This is a genomic window from Nonomuraea spiralis, assembly GCF_014648435.1.
Taxonomy (GTDB): domain Bacteria; phylum Actinomycetota; class Actinomycetes; order Streptosporangiales; family Streptosporangiaceae; genus Nonomuraea; species Nonomuraea spiralis.
In genome coordinates, this window is record NZ_BMRC01000043.1 from 21,520 (window position 1) to 37,469 (window position 15,950).

Below are 15,950 nucleotides of genomic sequence, written 5' to 3' on the forward strand. Positions count from 1 at the left end.
GCTGGACGCGGCGCGCGCGGGCGAGATCCGACCCCCTAAGGTGGGGACGTTCGTTCGCGGCGTCCGATGAGAGGGAGATCCGGTGAGCGGTACCGGTGAGCTTGCCGTACCCGAGTCGGTCGAGAGCGCGGGCCGTACCGGACCGCCTTCCAGCGGGCTCGCGCGGTGGTTGCTGCGGCACCAGGTCCAGCCCGTCGGCCCGGAGTCGGCCGAGGGCCACGGCGAGCCGCAGGCGTGGTGGAAGGTCATGTGCCTGACCGGCGTCGACTACTTCTCCACCCTCGCCTACCTGCCCGGCATCGCCGCGCTGGCGGCCGGGGCGCTGTCGCCGCTGGCCACGCTGCTCATCGTGGCGCTGACGCTGCTCGGCATGTTGCCGATGTACCGGCGGGTGGCCAAGGAGAGCCCCCACGGGCAGGGGTCGGTCGCCATGCTCGAACGCCTGCTGCCGTTCTGGCGGGGCAAGCTGTTCGTCCTGGTCCTGCTGGGGTTCGTGGCCACGTCGTGGATCATCACGATCACGTTGTCGGCCGCCGACGCCTCGGTGCACATCCTGGAGAACCCGTACTTCCCGAGTTTCCTGCACGGGCACGCGGTGATCATCACCGTGGTGCTGCTGCTGGTGCTCGGCGGGGTGTTCCTGATGGGCTTCACCGAGGCGGTCGGCGTCGCGATCCCGCTGGTCGCGCTGTTCCTGCTGCTCAACGCGGTCGTCGTCGCCGTCGGGTTCGCCGACGTGGCGGCCGAGCCCGAGGCCCTGTCACGCTGGACGGACGCGCTGCTGACCGGGCGCGGCGGCTTCACCGGGCTGCTCGGCCCGGCGGTGCTGGCCTTCCCGCTGCTGGTGCTGGGCCTGTCCGGGTTCGAGACGGGCGTCAGCATGATGCCCCTCGTGGCCGCCCAGGGCGACGACCCCGAGCAGCGGCTGCGCTCGCGCATCGGCAACACCCGCAAGCTGCTGACCGTGGCCGCGCTCATCATGAGCGTCTACCTGATCGCCACCAGCTTCGTCACCACCGTGCTCATCCCGGCCGAGCAGTTCGCGCCGGGCGGGCAGGCCAACGGCAGGGCGCTGGCGTACCTGGCGCACGAGCGCCTCGGCGAGGGCTTCGGCACGGTCTACGACGTCAGCACCATCCTCATCCTCTGGTTCGCCGGGGCGTCGGCCATGGCGGGCCTGATCAACATCGTGCCGCGCTACCTGCCCTCGTACGGCATGGCCCCGGAGTGGGGCAGGGCCGTCCGGCCCGTCGTGCTGGTCTACACGGTCATCTGCGTGCTGCTCACCCTGGTCTTCGACGCCGACGTGGACGCCCAGGCCGGCGCGTACGCCACCGGCATCCTGGCCATGATGGTCTCCGGCGCGGTCGCGGTGACCATCTCGGCCGTCCGCCGCCGCCAGACCCCGGCCGTCGTCGGGTTCACCGTGCTGACCCTGGTGCTGGTCTACGCGCTGGTGGAGAACATCAGGGAGAAGCCCGACGGCATCACCATCTCGGCGTTCTTCATCCTCGGCATCGTCGCGATCTCGCTGATCTCGCGGGTGTCGCGCACGACCGAGCTGCGGGCCGACCGCGTCGAGTTCGACGAGGCGGCGCGCCGGTTCGTCACCGACTCCCTCGACCACGACGGCGCGCTCAACATCATCGCCAACCGGCGTGGCCCTGGCGACGTGGCCGAGTACCTGGCCAAGGAGAGCGAGCAGCGCGCCATGAACCCGGTGCCGGGCCGGGCCGACGTGTTGTTCCTGGAGATCGACGTCATCGACCCCTCCAGCTTCAGCGACGTGCTGCGGCTGCACGGCGTCGAGGTCGGCGGCCACCGGGTGCTGCGCGCGGAGAGCCCGGCGGCGCCCAACGCGATCGCGGCCGTCCTGCTCGCGTTGCGCGACGCCACCGGGGTGCGTCCCCACTGCTACTTCGAGTGGGCCGAGGGCTCGCCGATGGTCCACCTGCTGCGCTACCTCATCCTGGGCCGCGGCGACACCGCCCCGGTCGTACGGGAGATCATCCGCAAGATCGAGCCCGATCCGCAGCGGCGGCCCGGCATCCACGTCGGCGGCTGACCGGCCAGGCTGACCGGCCGGGCGGGCGGGCCGGGCGGGCGGGCCGGGCGGGCGGGCCGGTCAGGCGGCTTCGTCCGGCTGCCGGGGCTCATGCGGGTCGGGCGGGAGGCCGTCGCGGTCGAGGCCCAGCAGGGCGAGACGGAAGCGGGCGCAGCGTGCTTCGAGCTCACGCTCGTCGTCGGGGATCCACTGATCGATCATGGTCATCACAGTGAACACACCGCGGCCCGGCGGACGGCCGACTTGGCCCAGTCTTTTCACCGCTTTCACCGCGGCAACCCTTCACTGCAGCAACTCGACCGTGCCGCGCTCGCCGTCCACCCGGACGCGGTCGCCGTCGCGCAGCCGCATGGTGGCGTTGCCGGTGCCGACCACGGCCGGGATGCCCAGCTCGCGGGCCACGATCGAGGCGTGCGACAGCGGCGCGCCCATGTCGGTGACGACGGCGGCGGCACGGGGGAACATGGGGGTCCAGCCCACGTTCGTCAGGGTCGTGACCAGGATCTCGCCGGGCTTGAGCCGGTCGCCCTCCTCCGGGCCCGCGATGACCCTGGCGACACCCTCGACCACGCCGGGCGCGCCGGGGAACCCGGTCACGGTGTCGCTGACCGGGACGTCGAACCCGCGGGCGTCGTACACGTCGGCCCGGCGGTCAGGGTCGGCGGCCCACCGTACGGGGTCGAACCGGCCGACGATCACCGTCGGGTACGGCGGCAGCGCGGCGTACCGTTCGTAGGTCGCCCGCCGTACCGGCACCCGGGCGAGGGCCGTCGTGTCCCCTCGCAGCACGTCCAGGATCTCCTCCAGGTACAGGAAGAACAGGTCGTCGCCGTGCCCGGTCAGCTCACCGGCGCGTACCACGAACGCCCGCGACACCCAGAAGGCCCGCATGTTCTCCGAACGCGCGGTCTCCCGGTCGCGGACGACCGCGTTCCAGCGGCGTACCCGGGCGCGCGTCCCGGTCTCCTTGCCCGGGTAACGCGCGGCGAACCTCGCCCACGCCTCCTGCCGGGCCTTCTCCTGGCGGGCGAGCAGCGCCTCGGTGCCGGCCCGCAGGTCGCGCAGGCCGGCGAGCTGGGTGTCGATCCAGGCCGGGTCCTCGCCCGGCCGGGGCATGGAGACCTCGAACTCGTGGGGGCCGCGATGCCCGTACGCCAGCGCGAACTCCTCCCTGCTGATCTCGCCCCTGGCGAGCCTGCCCAGGCCCAGGACCGGCCCGAGGCTGGCCAGTTCGCCGTCGGCGTTCACGCCGGTCAGCATGGCTTCGGCGTCCACCTCGCCCATCAGCCTGCGCAGCCGGTCGCGGGTCCAGACGAGGGTGGCGCCGCCCTGGCGTCCGGCGGCCTCCAGCATGCGGCTGGAGGTGACCATGAGGGGCTCGATCGCGGCGGCCCACAGATCGGCCAGCTCGGGCCCTGAGGACGTGGCGGCGACGCGTTCGCGCAGTTCCTCGCAGTGCTGCCGGGAGGAGGCGAGGAAGGCCGGCATGTCCTTGAGGTTCCGGCGCACCCGCCGCTGGATGTTCACGGCCAACGGCAACACCCGTTTGACGATCTCCCAGCGCGACAGGCTCACCTTCGGCACCTCAAGGCCGCGCGGCAGCTTGCCGAAGACCTGCTCGACCGCGCCGAGCCGGCTGCGCATGCCCAGGGCGGCGGCGATGGAGTGGACGACGCTGAGGTTCATGTAGAAGCGCCCGCCGATGTTGCCCACCAGGTCGAAGCCGGGCAGCGCCGAGGCCGACATCGCCTCGTGGATGAACAGGCGGACGAACGACCAGGTCGCGGGCGTCATCACGTCGGGGATGGCCTCGCCCAGGTTGCCGCCGGTCCACAGGTAGTCGCCCTTGAGGCTGTCGTTCCACTCCTCGACCTGCTGCTTCAGGCCGGTGATCGGGCGCGCCTGGAGGATCGCGAACGTCCCGTCGTGCCGGGCCCACTCGACGTCCATCGGCATGCCGTACAGGGCCTGGACGCGCTCGCCGAGCGCGGCCAGTTCCCGCGCCTGCGGCGGGTCGAGGACGGGACGGCGGCGCAGGTCCTCGGGCACCGGCTCCTCGCGGGTGCCGGTCTCGGTGCGCACGGTCATGACGGTCTTGTCGGCGACCCGCGAGCCGGTGACCCGGCCGCCCGAGACGCTGATCGTGTCGGGCGTGACCTGGCCGCCGACGACGGCCTCGCCGAGCCCCCAGGAGGCGTTGATCACGATCTCGTCCCGCGCGCCGGTGACCGGGTCGGCGGTGAACATGATCCCGGCCGCGTCGGCGTCCACCAGCTCCTGGACGACCACGGCCAGGGCCACGTCGTCGTGCGGGACGCCGTTGCGCTCGCGGTAGGCGACGGCGCGCGCGTTCCACAGCGAGGCCCAGCAGCGGCGGACCGCCTCCAGCAGGCCCTCGCCCCTGATGTTGAGAAAGGTGTCCTGCTGCCCGGCGAACGACATGCCGGGCAGGTCCTCGGCGGTCGCCGACGAGCGCACGGCCACGGCGACATCGTCGCCGAGCGCGGCGTACGCGGCGGTGATCCGCGCGGCCAGCTCGGCCGGGATCTCGTGCGCGGCGAACAGCGCGGCGGGGTCGCCGGCTGAGGGGATCTCGTCGCGGAAGGGCGCGACGAACGACCGGTACGCCTCCGTCGTGACGACGAACCCGCCGGGCACCGGCAGCCCCGCCCCGGCCAGCCGGGCAAGCGAGGCGCCCTTGCCGCCGGTGGTGCCGAGGTCGGCGGCGGCTTCGTCGTCGAGGGGGATGACTGCCTTCACTGCACGCGCTCCTTAGCAGGGCTCAGGGATGTCGCCAGTTTGCGCCGGGCGACGTCGGCGAGTGCGTCGAGGAGGTCGAGCGTGGCCCGCGCGACGGCCCCGGCGGCGGCGGGCGGCAGCGCGCGTCCCGTGCCCACCGCGCGCTCGACCGTCTCGGCCAGCAGCGCGGCGACGCGGTCGTCGGGCAACCGATCGGACTCCGGCAGCGCGCCGGGCAGGAACATGAAGCCGTAGAAGATCGAGCCGATCACGGTGACGTGCTCGCTCGGCTCCTCGCGTACGGCACCGAGCCCGACCAGCTCGCGCAGGTAGGCGTCGAAGGAACCGCCGAGTTCGAGGCCGCCCGCCGGGCCGCGCCGCTTGAGCCGGGTGAGCTTGCCGAGCACCTCGGAGTCGTCGAGCAGGACCGCGTGGAGCAGCGGCCGGCGCAACAACGCCGAGGCAAGGCTCCCGAACAGCTCGCCGAGCGCGGCGGGCGCGCTGTCGCGCACGCCTTCCAGCATGAGCACCCGCTCGCGCCGCAGCAGCGCGGCGAACAGCTCGTCGCGCGTCTTCCAGTGCAGGTAGATGGTGCCCTTGGCGACCCCGGCGCGTTTGGCGACGTCGTCGACCGTGGTCTTGTCGTAGCCCCAGCGCAGGATCAGCTCGGCGGCGGCGTCGAGGATCCGGTGCGCGCGCTCGGCCTGCCGCGCGGGGTCCTGCGGCGGCCTGCCCGCTCTGGCCATTCGTCGTCCTCCAATTGTTTGACCATATGAGCCTAAATGGTCATTCAATTCACGGCAAGTCCCAGATCTCCCGTACGCCGCCGGGGAGGCGCCGCCGGGCCGTAGCGTAGGGGGCATGGGCAAGGCGTTCTGGATCGACCAGGAGTTCGACAGGGACCGTGACGGGCGCTATGCCGTACACGTGCGCAAGAACCTCGACGAGTTCGAGTGGGGTGACATCGCGCCCGTCCGGTTCGCGTGCGCGGCCTGGCGGCTGGCCACGCCGCCCTCGCTCATGCCCGGCTACGTGCGCTGGGACCGGCGCGTGCTGGAGGCCACCTGCCACCGCAACACCTGGGACGGCACGCTCTACGCGCGCGTCCGGCTCGTCTCGCCGCTCCCCGAGGAGCTGACCAGGTCCCGCGCCTGGTGGCGCGACCGCGGCTGGCTGGGCTGGCAGGAGACCTTCGGCCAGTACGTCGAGCCGAGCCAGCAGGACCTCGCGCGCATCCCGTTCCTGCGTGCCACGATGCTCGTCGAGGCGCCGGTGCCGCTCGGCGACCTGCCGCCCGAGCCCGAGGGGCCGCACGACGAGGTCGAGCAGCGCGCCCACCGGGCCGTGGTGGTGCTGGCCCGCGAGCTCAACGCGCTGGTCAGCCCGGTGCTCGACCAGCTCGGTTAGCCGGCCCGCCGGCCACATGCCCGATCGCCCGCGGGGAGCAGGGGCGCATGAGACTTCCGTTCGTCGTGCCGGCTCTGCTCCTGGCGGCCGTCGGCTGCGCGGCGGACCCGACGCCCGCCGCACGCGCGGCCGAGCAGATCGGCCCGTACGCCACCGACGCCTCCCCCGCCTGGGCCAGGGCGTGGGGAGCCCGGCTGTGGTTGTTCGGCAACTCGCTCGGCCTGGTGATGGGGGCCGTCTTCGTGTTGTCGATGGTGGTGTCGTCGATCTACCTGCGTCAGCGCGGCTCGCCGGAGTCGAAACCGGTCGGCGCGCCGCACGCGGCCACGAACGTCGAGGGCTGACCGGTCACCACGGCCACGACGCGGGTGCCCGGCGCGAAGGCGCCCTGCCGGGCCAGGTCGAGCACGCCGTACAACATCTTGGCCACGTAGATGCCCTCGACGCCGTGCTCGGCGGCGAACCGGTCGAGGGCGGGGGTCGAGCGGGCATAGCCGCCGAAGTGGTAGTCGAGGTTGACCGACCAGTTGTCCCAGGTCCGGCCGTACGCCTCGCGCTGGAGGCGGGCCACCTCGCCGGTCAGGAACCCGGCCCCCTTGAGCACCGCGAACCCCAGCGCCCGGCGGCCCGGCGGCAGCCCGGCCGCGATGCCGGCGAGGGTGCCGCCGGTGCCGACCGGGCAGCAGACCACGTCGTAGTCGACGCCGATCTCCGGCGGGAGCTCGGCGCAGCCGCGTACGGCCGCCGCGTTGCTGCCGCCCTCCGGCAGGATCTCGACGTCCCCCCACCGCTCCCGCAGCCGCGCGTGCACCTCGGGCGTGTGCTTGAGGCGGTAGGAGGCGCGGTCGAGGTAGGTGAGCGTCATCCCGCAGGCGGCCGCGCAGGCGAGCGTGGGGTTGAGCGGCAGGTGCTCCTCGCCCCTGATCACGCCGATCGTCTCGATCCCGTGCCGCCGTCCGGCCCGCGCCACGGCCCTGATGTGATGGGAGTACGCCCCGCCGAAGGTGAGCAGCCGCCGATGGCCCAGGTTGTACTTGAGCTTGCGCTGCTTGTTGTCGTCGTGCATCAGGAACACCCGGACCTGGCCGAGCGCTGGATCCAGGAGCTCCTCCATGGCGCTAGTCTACGGTCGGGCCTTTGTTGAGGAGTGTTGGATTATGCGCGTTGCTGAAGCTTTTCGTGCCGCCTTCGGAGCCGATCCCCAGACCGTCTGGCGCGCGCCCGGCCGGGTCAACCTGATCGGCGAGCACACCGACTACAACGACGGGTTCGTCCTGCCCTTCGCGGTGCCGTGGGGTGTGAGCGCCGCCGTCACGCCGCGTACCGACCAGACCATCCGCCTGCTGTCCCTCCAGTCCCCCGGCGGCCCGATCGAGCTGTCGGCCAGGGAGGAGGCGACCGGCTGGGCCCGCTACGCCGTCGGCGTGCTGGCCATGCTGGGCGACCGGGTCGCGGGCGCGGACATCGCCGTCGACGGCGACGTGCCCCAGGGCGCGGGGCTCAGCTCCAGCGCCGCGCTGGAGGTGGCCGTCGCCTCCGCGCTCGACGACGTCCACGGGCTGGGCCTGACGCCGATGGAGATCGCCCTGCTCAGCCAGCGGGCCGAGAACGACTTCGTCGGCATGCCGTGCGGCATCATGGACCAGGCCGCCTCGGCCCTGTGCGAGGAGGGCCACGCGCTGTTCCTCGACTGCCGCTCGCTGGGCTCCAGGAACATCCCGCTCGACCTGGCCGCCGAGGGCCTCGGCATCCTCATCATCGACACCCAGGTGCACCACGAGCACGCCGGCGGCGAGTACGCCAAGCGCCGCGCCGAGTGCGAGTCGGCCGCCCGCAAGCTCGGCGTGGCGTCCCTGCGCGACGTCACCGACCTGGCCGCGGCCCTCGACCACCTCCAGGGCGCCGAACGCAAGCGCGTCATGCACGTCGTCACCGAGAACCACCGCGTCGAGGCCCTGATCGGCCTGCTGCGCGCGGGCAAGGTCACCGAGATCGGCGCCCTGCTCAACGCCTCCCACCTGTCCCTGCGCGACCAGTACGAGGTCTCCTCGCCGGAGCTGGACGTGGCCGTCGAGGCCGCCTTCCGCGGCGGCGCCCGCGGGGCCAGGATGACCGGCGGCGGCTTCGGCGGCTCGGCCATCGCCCTGGTCGCCCAGGACCGCCTGGACAACGTGCGCGAGTCGGTCTCGGCCGCCTACGCCGAGCGCGGCTTCCGTGCCCCGCGCTTCCTGTCCGCCACCGCGGCCAAGGGCGCCCACCGCCTCGCCTAGCCCTGGCCGGCGCCCGCCCGCGCCAGGTTGACGCCGCTGGAGATGATCCCGATGTGGCTGAACGCCTGCGGGAAGTTGCCCAAGAACGCTCCCGTGGCCGGGTCGATCTGCTCCGGGAGCAGGCCGAGCGGGCTGGCGCGGGCGCACAGGGAGGCGTACAGCTCCTCGGCGCGGTCCCGGTGGCCCTGCATGACCAGGTTGTCCACCAGCCAGAAGCTGCACAGCAGGAAGGCTCCCTCGTCGCCGGGCAGGCCGTCGGGCGACTGCCCGTGCAGGTAGCGGTAGAGCAGGCCGTCGCCGGCCGACAGGCGTTCGGCGACGGCGGCGGTGGTGGCCACCATGCGCGGATGGCCGGCCGGCACGACCTTGCGCAGCGGCAGGGCGAGCAGGCTGGCGTCCAGGCCGCCGCCGCCGTCCAGGTGCTCGCTCAGGCATCGCGCCTCCTCGTTCCACGCCCGGTCCAGGATGAGCCGGCGCAGCTCCTCGGCATCGGCCCGCCACCTGGCGATCGGACCGGCCAGCCCGAGCCGTTCGCCGATGGCCGCGGCCCGGTCCAGCGCCACCTGGCACATGCCCGCGGAGTACGTGAAGACCCGGCCCTGGCTGCGTACCTCCCAGATGCCCTGGTCCGGTTCCCGCCACGTGCGCCCGGCGGCCTCGGCCAGCTCCGACAGGCCCGCCCACAGCGCGGGCTGGAGCTCCCGGCCGGGAAGCAGCCATTGGTCGGCGCAGTCCAGTACCTCGCCGTAGACGTCGTGCTGGCGCTGGTCGGCGGCGCCGTTGCCCCAGCGCACCGGCGCCGAACGCCGGTAACCCTCCAGGCCGGGATCGAGGATCTCCTCGGGGATGGGGTCGCCGCGCAGCGTGTACATGATCCGCGGCCGGCCGCTCTGCTCGAAGGCGTCGAGCACCCAGCCGAGGAAACCGTCGGCCTCCTCCTCGAACCCGACGCGGCGCAGCGCGAAGACCGCGTACGCGGCGTCGCGGATCCACGTGTACCGGTAGTCCCAGTTGCGCACCCCGCCGACGGGCGCGGGCAGGGAGGACGTGGGCGCCGCGACCAGCGAGCCGTTGACCCAGTCGTCGCACAGCTTGAGCGTGATCACCGAACGCCGTACCAGCGCCTCCTGCGGGCCGTGGTAGCCGCACGCGAGCATCCAGCGCCGCCAGGCGTCGGCCGTCTGCCGTACCATCGCCTCGGCGTCGAACCGGTGGTGGCGGTGGATGCGTCCCCACGACAGCACCAGGTCGAGCCGGTCCCCCTGCCGGAGGTCGTGGTCCGTGCGCAGGCCGTTCAGCGGCCGGTTGGACCGCAGGTGCAGCCGCAGGTCGGGCCGCCGGGACGCGCGCACCTCCAGACCGCTGCCGAGCACCCGGACCTGGCCGCCGCCGCGCGGCTCCAGCTCGGCCCGCAGGCGTACGCTCCCGTCCAGGACGACCGCGGACCTGACCAGCTCGCCCCGGCCCCCACCCGCGTCGTCGCTGAGGTCGGCGCCCGCGCGCAGGGCCAGGGCGTCGGTGATGCGGACGAGGCCGTCCGGGCCGCGCAGCTCGGTGACCAGCACCGCGGTGTCCGGCTCGTAGTAGTGCCTGGCCTCCAGCAGGTCGTCGAGGGTCAGCGTGAAGTGGCCGCCGCGCCGGTGGTCCAGCAGGCCGCACAGCAGCGGGTCGCTGTCGAAGGTGGGCAGGCACAACCACGGGATCGAGCCGTCGACGCCGACCAGCGCCGCCGTCGTGCCGTCGCCGATGAGGCCCAGGTCCTCCAGCGCCAGATAGCCCTCCCGGCGGCGCACCGGGCGGAAGGGCGGGTCGAGGTCGAGCATGCCTGGCGTTCTCCTCCGTGCCACGTGCCGGCGGAGTGGGGGGCGCTCGTCGCCGTGTCCGTCCGATGATCGGCTTGCGTCACGAGAAGGTGATCAACACCTTCACCACGTCGTCGAGCTTCTTGTCCGAGACCTCGAAGGCCCGTTCCATCTCCTCGAAGCGGAACGTGTGGGTGGTCATGGGCGTCGGATCGAGCCGCCCGCCCCTCAGGACGCGCAGCAGGCGTTCCATGCGGAGTCTGCCGCCGGGGCACAGGCCGGTCGCGATCGTCTTGTCGGCCATCCCGACGCCCCACTCGACACGCGGGATGCGGACGAACTCGCCCTCCCCGTAGTAGCCGGTGTTCGACACCGTGCCGCCCGGCTTGATGATCTTGACTGCGGTCTGGAAGGTCACGTCCGCGCCGAGCGCCTCGACGGCGGTGTCCACGCCCTGGCCGCCGGTCAGGTCGAGCACGCGCCCGACGACGTCCTCGGTGGCGAAGTCGACGATCTCGTCGGCGCCGTAGTGGCGGGCGAGCTTCTGCCGGCCGGGCACCGACTCGACCCCGATGACCAGGCCGGCGCCGCGCAGCCTGGCGCCCGCGGTGGCCATGAGACCCACCGGGCCCTGGGCGAGCACGGCGACCGTCCCGCCGATGGGGATGTTGCCGTTCTCGGCGCCCATGAAGCCGGTCGAGAGCATGTCGGCGCAGTAGACGGCCCGCTCGTCCGGGACGTCCTCCGGGATCTTCGCCATGTTGGCGTCGGCCTCGTTGACGTGGAAGTACTCGGCGAAGACTCCGTCCTTGGAGTTGGCGAACTTGAACCCGCCGAGCGGGCCGCCCGACTGCGACGGATGGCCGTTCTGGGAGGCCGGGTCGCCCCAGTCGGGGGTGATGGCGCCCACCAGGACCCGGTCGCCCGGCCGGAAGTCCCGTACCTCGTCGCCCACCTCGTGCACCACGCCGACGCCCTCGTGCCCGAGCGTCAGGTTCTCCCGCGGCCCGATGCCGCCTCTGACCGTGTGGGAGTCGGAGGTGCAGATGAGCGCGCTGGTGGTGCGTACGACGGCGTCACGTGGACCGGGCCGCGGCACGGGTTTGTCCAGGAAACCGACCTGGCCGATCTCCCGCATGACGAAAGCTTGCACCGCGCCCCCCGATGATCCCCCGTGCCCGGCGTCGCCGGCATGCCGGTACGCCTCGGACAAGCCCTGGCCTACCCTGCCGACCTCGCCGTTTAACCTGGGGGACCCGCCGCCGGGCGGCGACGGCGTGGCTCTAGAGCGGCGGGAAGTCGGGCGCGCGCCGTTCGAGGAAGCTGGCGACGCCCTCGGCGAAGTCGGGCCGCCCGAAGGAGGCCATCATCTCGTGGACGGCCTTCCTGGCCGACTCCTCAAGGGTGGCGTCCCAGTCGTTCCACACCTGCCGCTTGATCACCGCCATGGACGCCGGGGAGCTGTGCACGGCCAGCTCCTTCGCGTACTCGTGCGCCTGGGCCAGCAGCGTCTCCCCCGGCACCGCCCGGTTGACCAGCCCCAGTTCGTACGCCTCCCTGCCGGTGAACACCCGGCCCGACAGCAGGATGTCCATGGCCCGCTGCTGGCCCATGATGCGCGGCAGCACCCACGACAGGCCGTACTCGGCGACCAGGCCGCGGCGCGGGAACGCCGTCGTCCACTTGGCCTCCTCGGCCGTGAAGACCAGGTCGCAGACGAGCGCGTGCACCATGCCGAGCCCGGCGCAGGCCCCGTTGACCGCCGCGATGATCGGCTTGCCGATGGTCGTGGGGAACGTGTTGGGCCTCGGGTCGGGGGTCTCGTCGTAGGAGCCGGTCTGGATGGCGGCGAGCGTCCTGAAGTCGGCCCCGGCGCAGAACCCCTTGCCCGCGCCGGTCACCACGATCACCCGGACCTCGGGGTCCTTCTCGGCCTGTGCCAGCAGGTCGAAGTAGCGCCGGCCCATGGCGTCCGTCCAGGCGTTGAGCGTGTCGGGACGGTTGAAGGTCAGCGTGAGCACGCCCTGGTCGGACGATGAGAGCACAAGTTCCGCCATGCCCCAACCGAACCATGTTCTGGGCCGGGCTGGCAAGCCGGTCAGTGGGTGGGCCGGTGGTGCACGTACGCGGGGGTCAGCTCGCACGTGTCGTAGTACCGGTGGAAGACCGGGGTGGCGCCGCCCGACAGCGGGGGCACGATCCACGACCAGTCGGCCGGGCAGCGGCGTCCGGCCCGCTCCTCGCGTTCCAGGTGGGTCAGGAAGCGCCGCGACTCGGTGTGATGGTCGGTGATCGTCACCCCGTCCTGTTCGAACGAGTGCAGCACCGCCACGTTGAGCTCCACCAGCGCGTGGTCGCGCCACAGCGAGCGCTCGGTGGAGGTGTCCAGCCCGAGGCGCGCGGCGACCTCCGGGAGCAGGTCGTACCGGTCGGCGTCGGCCAGATTGCGCGCCCCGATCTCGGTGCCCATGTACCAGCCGTTGAACGGCGCACACGGGTAGCACACACCCCCGATCTCCAGGCACATGTCCGAGATGACCGGAACGGCGTGCCAGCGCAGCCCCAGCTCGGCGAACCACCCGTACTCCGGGTGTCGCAGCGGCACCTCCAGCACGGCGTCGCCCGGCAGGTTGCACAGCAGCGGGTCCCCGAGCCCGGCCCGTACGATCAGCGGCAGCACGTCGAACCGCCCCGGCCCGCCACGCCACCCCAGTTCCTTGGCCGCGTCGGTGAGCACGACGTTGCGCGGGTCGCCGAGGACGCCGCCGCCGACCAGACGGTGCCCGGCGTAGCGGACGAGCTGGTCGTTGAGCACCCGCGGGCCCGGCATGGCCGGGGTGTCCGGGGCGAAGACGGTGACGGTGGGCCTGATCCGTCCCTCGCCCGTCGCCTCCCGCAGGTGGGCCACGCACTCCACCGCCACGCCCTCGGCCGTCGCCACCTCCCGCCGGTCGCGTACCTTCAGCGAACGCCAGTACAGGCGTCCGATGCACCGGCCGCTGTTGCGCCAGGCGACCCGCGCGCCGAACTCCAGCTCCTCGAAGGTGTGGACGTACGTGCCGTGGCGGGCGACGTCTCTGGCGACGTCACGCAGCCGGGCCGGCAGGCCGCCGGCGGAGGGGTTCTCGGCGTGGAAGAGCCTGATGAAACGCTCTGCCTCGCGGACGTCCGTGGTGCGCCCGAACAGCGCGTGCACGGCATGAACATCGAAGGGACGCAAAGACCTGATCCAGGTACGCACGCGGCAACCAACACATTCCCGTCAGCGGAGCGCCCCGCCGATTCCGGGTCGGCGACACGTCCTGCCGGCGGCGCCCTCTCCACGCCACCGTCACGACTTCCCGCGGCTGCCGACCACAACGACCGACACCCCCATCTTCCCGCCCCAACCCCACCTTTGTCCCCGCAACCCACAAATCCCGTAACGCACCCACTACACCCGGTAAATCCCCCACCCGGGCAGAACGACCCCCTCCGCCGAACGCGCGCCTCCCCGGGCGCGCCCCGGCGGAGGGGACCGCACATCCACCCGCCTCAACGGAAGCGGGCCTCCGGATCAGCGCAGCACGTCGTCGGAACGACCATCCACCACGCAGGTCAGGTGGACGACGCGACCACGGAACCGGTGCTTGACGACCTTGCGCGGCAGCTCGGCCGCAGGCACGCTGACCGAGAACCGATCCGTGGCGAGGACCTTCTCCCCGCTCACCACCTCAGCGAGCTCGGGACCGATCACGTCCTCCTCGACGAACTCGGCGACCTTGACCTTGGAGAACCTGACCCGCTCGCCCTCACCCGTCCAGCACACCAGCTTCCCGACGGGCCGGGCCTCGGTCACGACCGACCCGCGCCACCTGCTCCCACCACCGTCGTCGGCCAGCGCCGCCCCCGCCATGCCCGCCAGCCCGAGCAGCACGGCGGTGCCGACGACGGCGATACGTCGCTTGAACATGGGATTCTCCTCCCCGAGATGATTTCGACCATCCCGAGGATCACCCGCACCCCCTGAAGCGAGCCTTAAGGCACCCGAAGTGATCTTCAGCTTCCCCCGAGCCCCACTCACGACAGCCGCCGCCCGAGCCCCCAGCACGTCCCGCCGACCCGCCCGAAGCCCTCAGCCGATCACCTCATCCAGCACCAGGTTCACCACGCCGATCCCGGCCGCCAGCACCCCCACCACCAGCCCCGCCACCGACATACTGCGATTGGACACCGTCGAGACAGTGGCCCTCCTCCACACGCCCGGCCACGCCAGCACCACCGCGACGATCCCCAGAGCCAGCATCGTCCGCCCCGGCGCCCCCAGCCTCACCCTCAACGGCACACCCGCGAACATGGCCAGACAGGCGACGACCAACGAAGAAAGACCCAACCGCTCAGATAAGCGCCTCATTCCACCGGATTAAACAACCCCCACAAAGCCGAGCGCCACTTCCACACCCCGAACGACCTTGTCGGTGGCAGCGTTTACGCTCCCCCTTCATGAACAACGAAGGGACTCGCACCGTACGCCTGACAGTCGAAGTCTCCGACTGCGGCGTCGCCGGTCTGGGGGACAAGGATCTCGACGGGTGTGCCGACACACCGGTCCAGTCCGCCGGTTTCATCGAGGTCGAGCCGGGCTGGGCCACCCTTCACATCACCCACCAGTGCGGACCGGCCGACTTCACCGTGACGATCGCCGACCGCGACCCCGGAGCAGATCTCGCCACATACGAGGACATCGCGGAAATCGGCTACGTCTCCATCTCAGGCGAAGTGGAGATGAGCGGATTCACCTTCGACGCGGCCGTGACGCATCCTCTGCCATCCCTTCCGGCCGGGCCCGGAACCTACCGCATTCGATATCACGTCAAGAACATGGATTGGGAAGGCGCAAGGGACGACGGCGTCGACGACCACTACCTTCAGATATGGCCCGCCCCCCTTGAGGAGCCCGCTGTCGTCAAGGCCACGAGCAACGCTTCTGAGTACTTCCTCGATCGAGAGAAGTTCGCTCGCGACCGAGGACTTTGAGCACGCGACCGATCACGACAGGCGCTCACCCCGGAAACGACTCAGGCCCCCGATCTGTCTCCAGATCGGGGGCCTGAGTTGCCAAACTACTGTTTGACCGCAGCTCCCGCGATAGGACTCGAACCTATAACCTGCCGGTTAACAGCCGGCTGCTCTGCCGTTGAGCTACGCGGGATCGTACGTTCGCCCTGCTGGTCGGGCTTGTTGGGCCCTTCCGTCGTGCGCAGGAATAGATTAGCGCACTCCGGGAGTGCGTGTCGCATCGCAACTGGGGTAGGCCCGGAGACAGCGGAGGTGCAAGATGCGTTATCGGATGACATTCGTGGTTGGTCTGGCCGTCGGCTACGTGCTCGGCAGCCGGGCCGGGCGCGAGCGGTACGAACAGATCAAGCGGGCGGCCCAGCGTGTGGCCGACAGCCCGAGGGTCCAGGAGGCCGCGGGTGTGGTCGGCGCGCAGGCGTCAAGACTGGCGGGAGCGGCCAGGGAGAAGGTGGGCGGGACGCTGCAGCAGCGGATCCCGTTCCTCGGCTCCGACGGCCGCGACAAGTCCGAGACCGGCATCGGGTGGCCCGAGGAGGATCTCGCGGACAGGAGGTCCCGCGAGACCGGCATCCCGTACTGAGGCCCGCCCCGTGATCCGGCGCGGCACGG

At 71.9% G+C, this 15,950-nt stretch carries 15 protein-coding genes and 1 tRNA gene; 6 read left to right on the forward strand and 10 right to left on the reverse strand.

Going from position 1 to position 15,950, the window contains the following annotated elements; translation table 11 throughout:
- Positions 1–82: 82 nt before the first annotated feature.
- Positions 83–2,065, forward strand: coding sequence for an APC family permease (locus tag IEZ27_RS49015; protein ID WP_189653542.1), 1,983 nt, complete (start codon positions 83–85; stop codon positions 2,063–2,065).
- 60 nt (positions 2,066–2,125) lie between these two features.
- On the opposite strand, the gene IEZ27_RS49020 is transcribed toward IEZ27_RS49015, so the two are convergent.
- The 3 genes from IEZ27_RS49020 to IEZ27_RS49030 all read right to left on the reverse strand — a co-directional run bounded on the left by IEZ27_RS49020 (position 2,126) and on the right by IEZ27_RS49030 (position 5,550).
- Positions 2,126–2,266 carry a hypothetical protein gene (locus tag IEZ27_RS49020; protein WP_189653543.1) on the reverse strand — a complete coding sequence of 47 codons (141 nt, stop codon included), beginning with the start codon at positions 2,264–2,266 and terminating at the stop codon, positions 2,126–2,128.
- Between the two features lie 81 nt (positions 2,267–2,347).
- On the reverse strand, positions 2,348–4,825 hold the full coding sequence (locus IEZ27_RS49025) for a PEP/pyruvate-binding domain-containing protein (RefSeq protein WP_189653544.1): 2,478 nt from the start codon (positions 4,823–4,825) through the stop codon (positions 2,348–2,350).
- Positions 4,822–5,550, reverse strand: coding sequence for a TetR/AcrR family transcriptional regulator (locus IEZ27_RS49030; protein ID WP_189653545.1), 729 nt, complete (start codon positions 5,548–5,550; stop codon positions 4,822–4,824). Before IEZ27_RS49030 ends, IEZ27_RS49025 begins: the two co-directional genes overlap by 4 nt.
- 115 nt (positions 5,551–5,665) lie before the next feature.
- On the opposite strand from IEZ27_RS49030, the gene IEZ27_RS49035 reads away from it, so the two are divergent.
- A complete protein-coding gene (locus IEZ27_RS49035; protein WP_189653546.1) occupies positions 5,666–6,211 on the forward strand; it encodes a hypothetical protein in 546 nt (181 codons plus the stop codon).
- A gap of 47 nt (positions 6,212–6,258) precedes the next feature.
- Positions 6,259–6,555 (forward strand): DUF6766 family protein, encoded by a 297-nt coding sequence (locus IEZ27_RS49040; protein ID WP_229825037.1) that lies wholly within the window; start codon positions 6,259–6,261, stop codon positions 6,553–6,555.
- Here the strand turns inward: IEZ27_RS49040 and IEZ27_RS49045 are convergent.
- Positions 6,489–7,325: a 1-aminocyclopropane-1-carboxylate deaminase/D-cysteine desulfhydrase gene (locus IEZ27_RS49045; protein ID WP_189653547.1), complete on the reverse strand. Its 837-nt coding sequence runs from the start codon at positions 7,323–7,325 to the stop codon at positions 6,489–6,491. The two genes, IEZ27_RS49040 and IEZ27_RS49045, sit on opposite strands and share 67 nt — an antisense overlap.
- Before the next feature lie 43 nt (positions 7,326–7,368).
- Between IEZ27_RS49045 and galK the strand changes: the two genes are divergently transcribed.
- Positions 7,369–8,481: a galactokinase gene (gene galK / locus IEZ27_RS49050; RefSeq protein ID WP_189653548.1), complete on the forward strand. Its 1,113-nt coding sequence runs from the start codon at positions 7,369–7,371 to the stop codon at positions 8,479–8,481.
- On the opposite strand, the gene IEZ27_RS49055 is transcribed toward galK, so the two are convergent.
- The 5 genes from IEZ27_RS49055 to IEZ27_RS49075 form a co-directional block, all read right to left on the reverse strand.
- A complete protein-coding gene (locus tag IEZ27_RS49055) occupies positions 8,478–10,304 on the reverse strand; it encodes a glycoside hydrolase family 15 protein (protein WP_189653549.1) in 1,827 nt (608 codons plus the stop codon). The genes galK and IEZ27_RS49055 overlap by 4 nt on opposite strands.
- Positions 10,305–10,383: 79 nt before the next feature.
- Positions 10,384–11,421, reverse strand: coding sequence for an NAD(P)-dependent alcohol dehydrogenase (locus tag IEZ27_RS49060; RefSeq protein WP_229825038.1), 1,038 nt, complete (start codon positions 11,419–11,421; stop codon positions 10,384–10,386).
- A gap of 145 nt (positions 11,422–11,566) precedes the next feature.
- The gene (locus IEZ27_RS49065; protein ID WP_189653551.1) at positions 11,567–12,340 is read right to left on the reverse strand and encodes an enoyl-CoA hydratase-related protein; all 774 of its coding nucleotides are present in this window, start codon (positions 12,338–12,340) and stop codon (positions 11,567–11,569) included.
- A gap of 41 nt (positions 12,341–12,381) precedes the next feature.
- On the reverse strand, positions 12,382–13,479 hold the full coding sequence (locus IEZ27_RS49070) for a nitric oxide synthase oxygenase (RefSeq protein WP_229825039.1): 1,098 nt from the start codon (positions 13,477–13,479) through the stop codon (positions 12,382–12,384).
- Between the two features lie 360 nt (positions 13,480–13,839).
- Positions 13,840–14,235 (reverse strand): hypothetical protein, encoded by a 396-nt coding sequence (locus IEZ27_RS49075; RefSeq protein ID WP_189653553.1) that lies wholly within the window; start codon positions 14,233–14,235, stop codon positions 13,840–13,842.
- A 530-nt stretch (positions 14,236–14,765) separates the two neighbouring features.
- On the opposite strand from IEZ27_RS49075, the gene IEZ27_RS49080 reads away from it, so the two are divergent.
- Positions 14,766–15,299 (forward strand): hypothetical protein, encoded by a 534-nt coding sequence (locus IEZ27_RS49080; protein ID WP_189653554.1) that lies wholly within the window; start codon positions 14,766–14,768, stop codon positions 15,297–15,299.
- A 103-nt stretch (positions 15,300–15,402) separates the two neighbouring features.
- Here IEZ27_RS49080 and IEZ27_RS49085 read toward each other — a convergent pair.
- Positions 15,403–15,474, reverse strand: a tRNA-Asn gene (locus tag IEZ27_RS49085).
- A 126-nt stretch (positions 15,475–15,600) separates the two neighbouring features.
- On the opposite strand from IEZ27_RS49085, the gene IEZ27_RS49090 reads away from it, so the two are divergent.
- Complete coding sequence (locus IEZ27_RS49090; RefSeq protein WP_125633227.1) at positions 15,601–15,921, forward strand: YtxH domain-containing protein; 321 nt, start codon at positions 15,601–15,603, stop codon at positions 15,919–15,921.
- The last annotated feature ends 29 nt before the right edge of the window (positions 15,922–15,950 follow it).

Bases quoted from the DNA above. Each gene is read 5' to 3' on its own strand.
- IEZ27_RS49080 (WP_189653554.1), top strand. From the start codon at position 14,766: ATGAACAACGAAGGGACTCGCACCGTACGCCTGACAGTCGAAGTCTCC.
- IEZ27_RS49065 (WP_189653551.1), bottom strand. From the start codon at position 12,340: ATGGCGGAACTTGTGCTCTCATCGTCCGACCAGGGCGTGCTCACGCTG.
- IEZ27_RS49035 (WP_189653546.1), top strand. From the start codon at position 5,666: ATGGGCAAGGCGTTCTGGATCGACCAGGAGTTCGACAGGGACCGTGAC.
- IEZ27_RS49060 (WP_229825038.1), bottom strand. From the start codon at position 11,421: ATGCGGGAGATCGGCCAGGTCGGTTTCCTGGACAAACCCGTGCCGCGG.
- IEZ27_RS49030 (WP_189653545.1), bottom strand. From the start codon at position 5,550: ATGGCCAGAGCGGGCAGGCCGCCGCAGGACCCCGCGCGGCAGGCCGAG.
- galK (WP_189653548.1), top strand. From the start codon at position 7,369: ATGCGCGTTGCTGAAGCTTTTCGTGCCGCCTTCGGAGCCGATCCCCAG.
- IEZ27_RS49020 (WP_189653543.1), bottom strand. From the start codon at position 2,266: ATGATCGATCAGTGGATCCCCGACGACGAGCGTGAGCTCGAAGCACGC.
- IEZ27_RS49055 (WP_189653549.1), bottom strand. From the start codon at position 10,304: ATGCTCGACCTCGACCCGCCCTTCCGCCCGGTGCGCCGCCGGGAGGGC.
- IEZ27_RS49040 (WP_229825037.1), top strand. From the start codon at position 6,259: ATGAGACTTCCGTTCGTCGTGCCGGCTCTGCTCCTGGCGGCCGTCGGC.
- IEZ27_RS49075 (WP_189653553.1), bottom strand. From the start codon at position 14,235: ATGTTCAAGCGACGTATCGCCGTCGTCGGCACCGCCGTGCTGCTCGGG.
- IEZ27_RS49090 (WP_125633227.1), top strand. From the start codon at position 15,601: ATGCGTTATCGGATGACATTCGTGGTTGGTCTGGCCGTCGGCTACGTG.
- IEZ27_RS49045 (WP_189653547.1), bottom strand. From the start codon at position 7,325: ATGGAGGAGCTCCTGGATCCAGCGCTCGGCCAGGTCCGGGTGTTCCTG.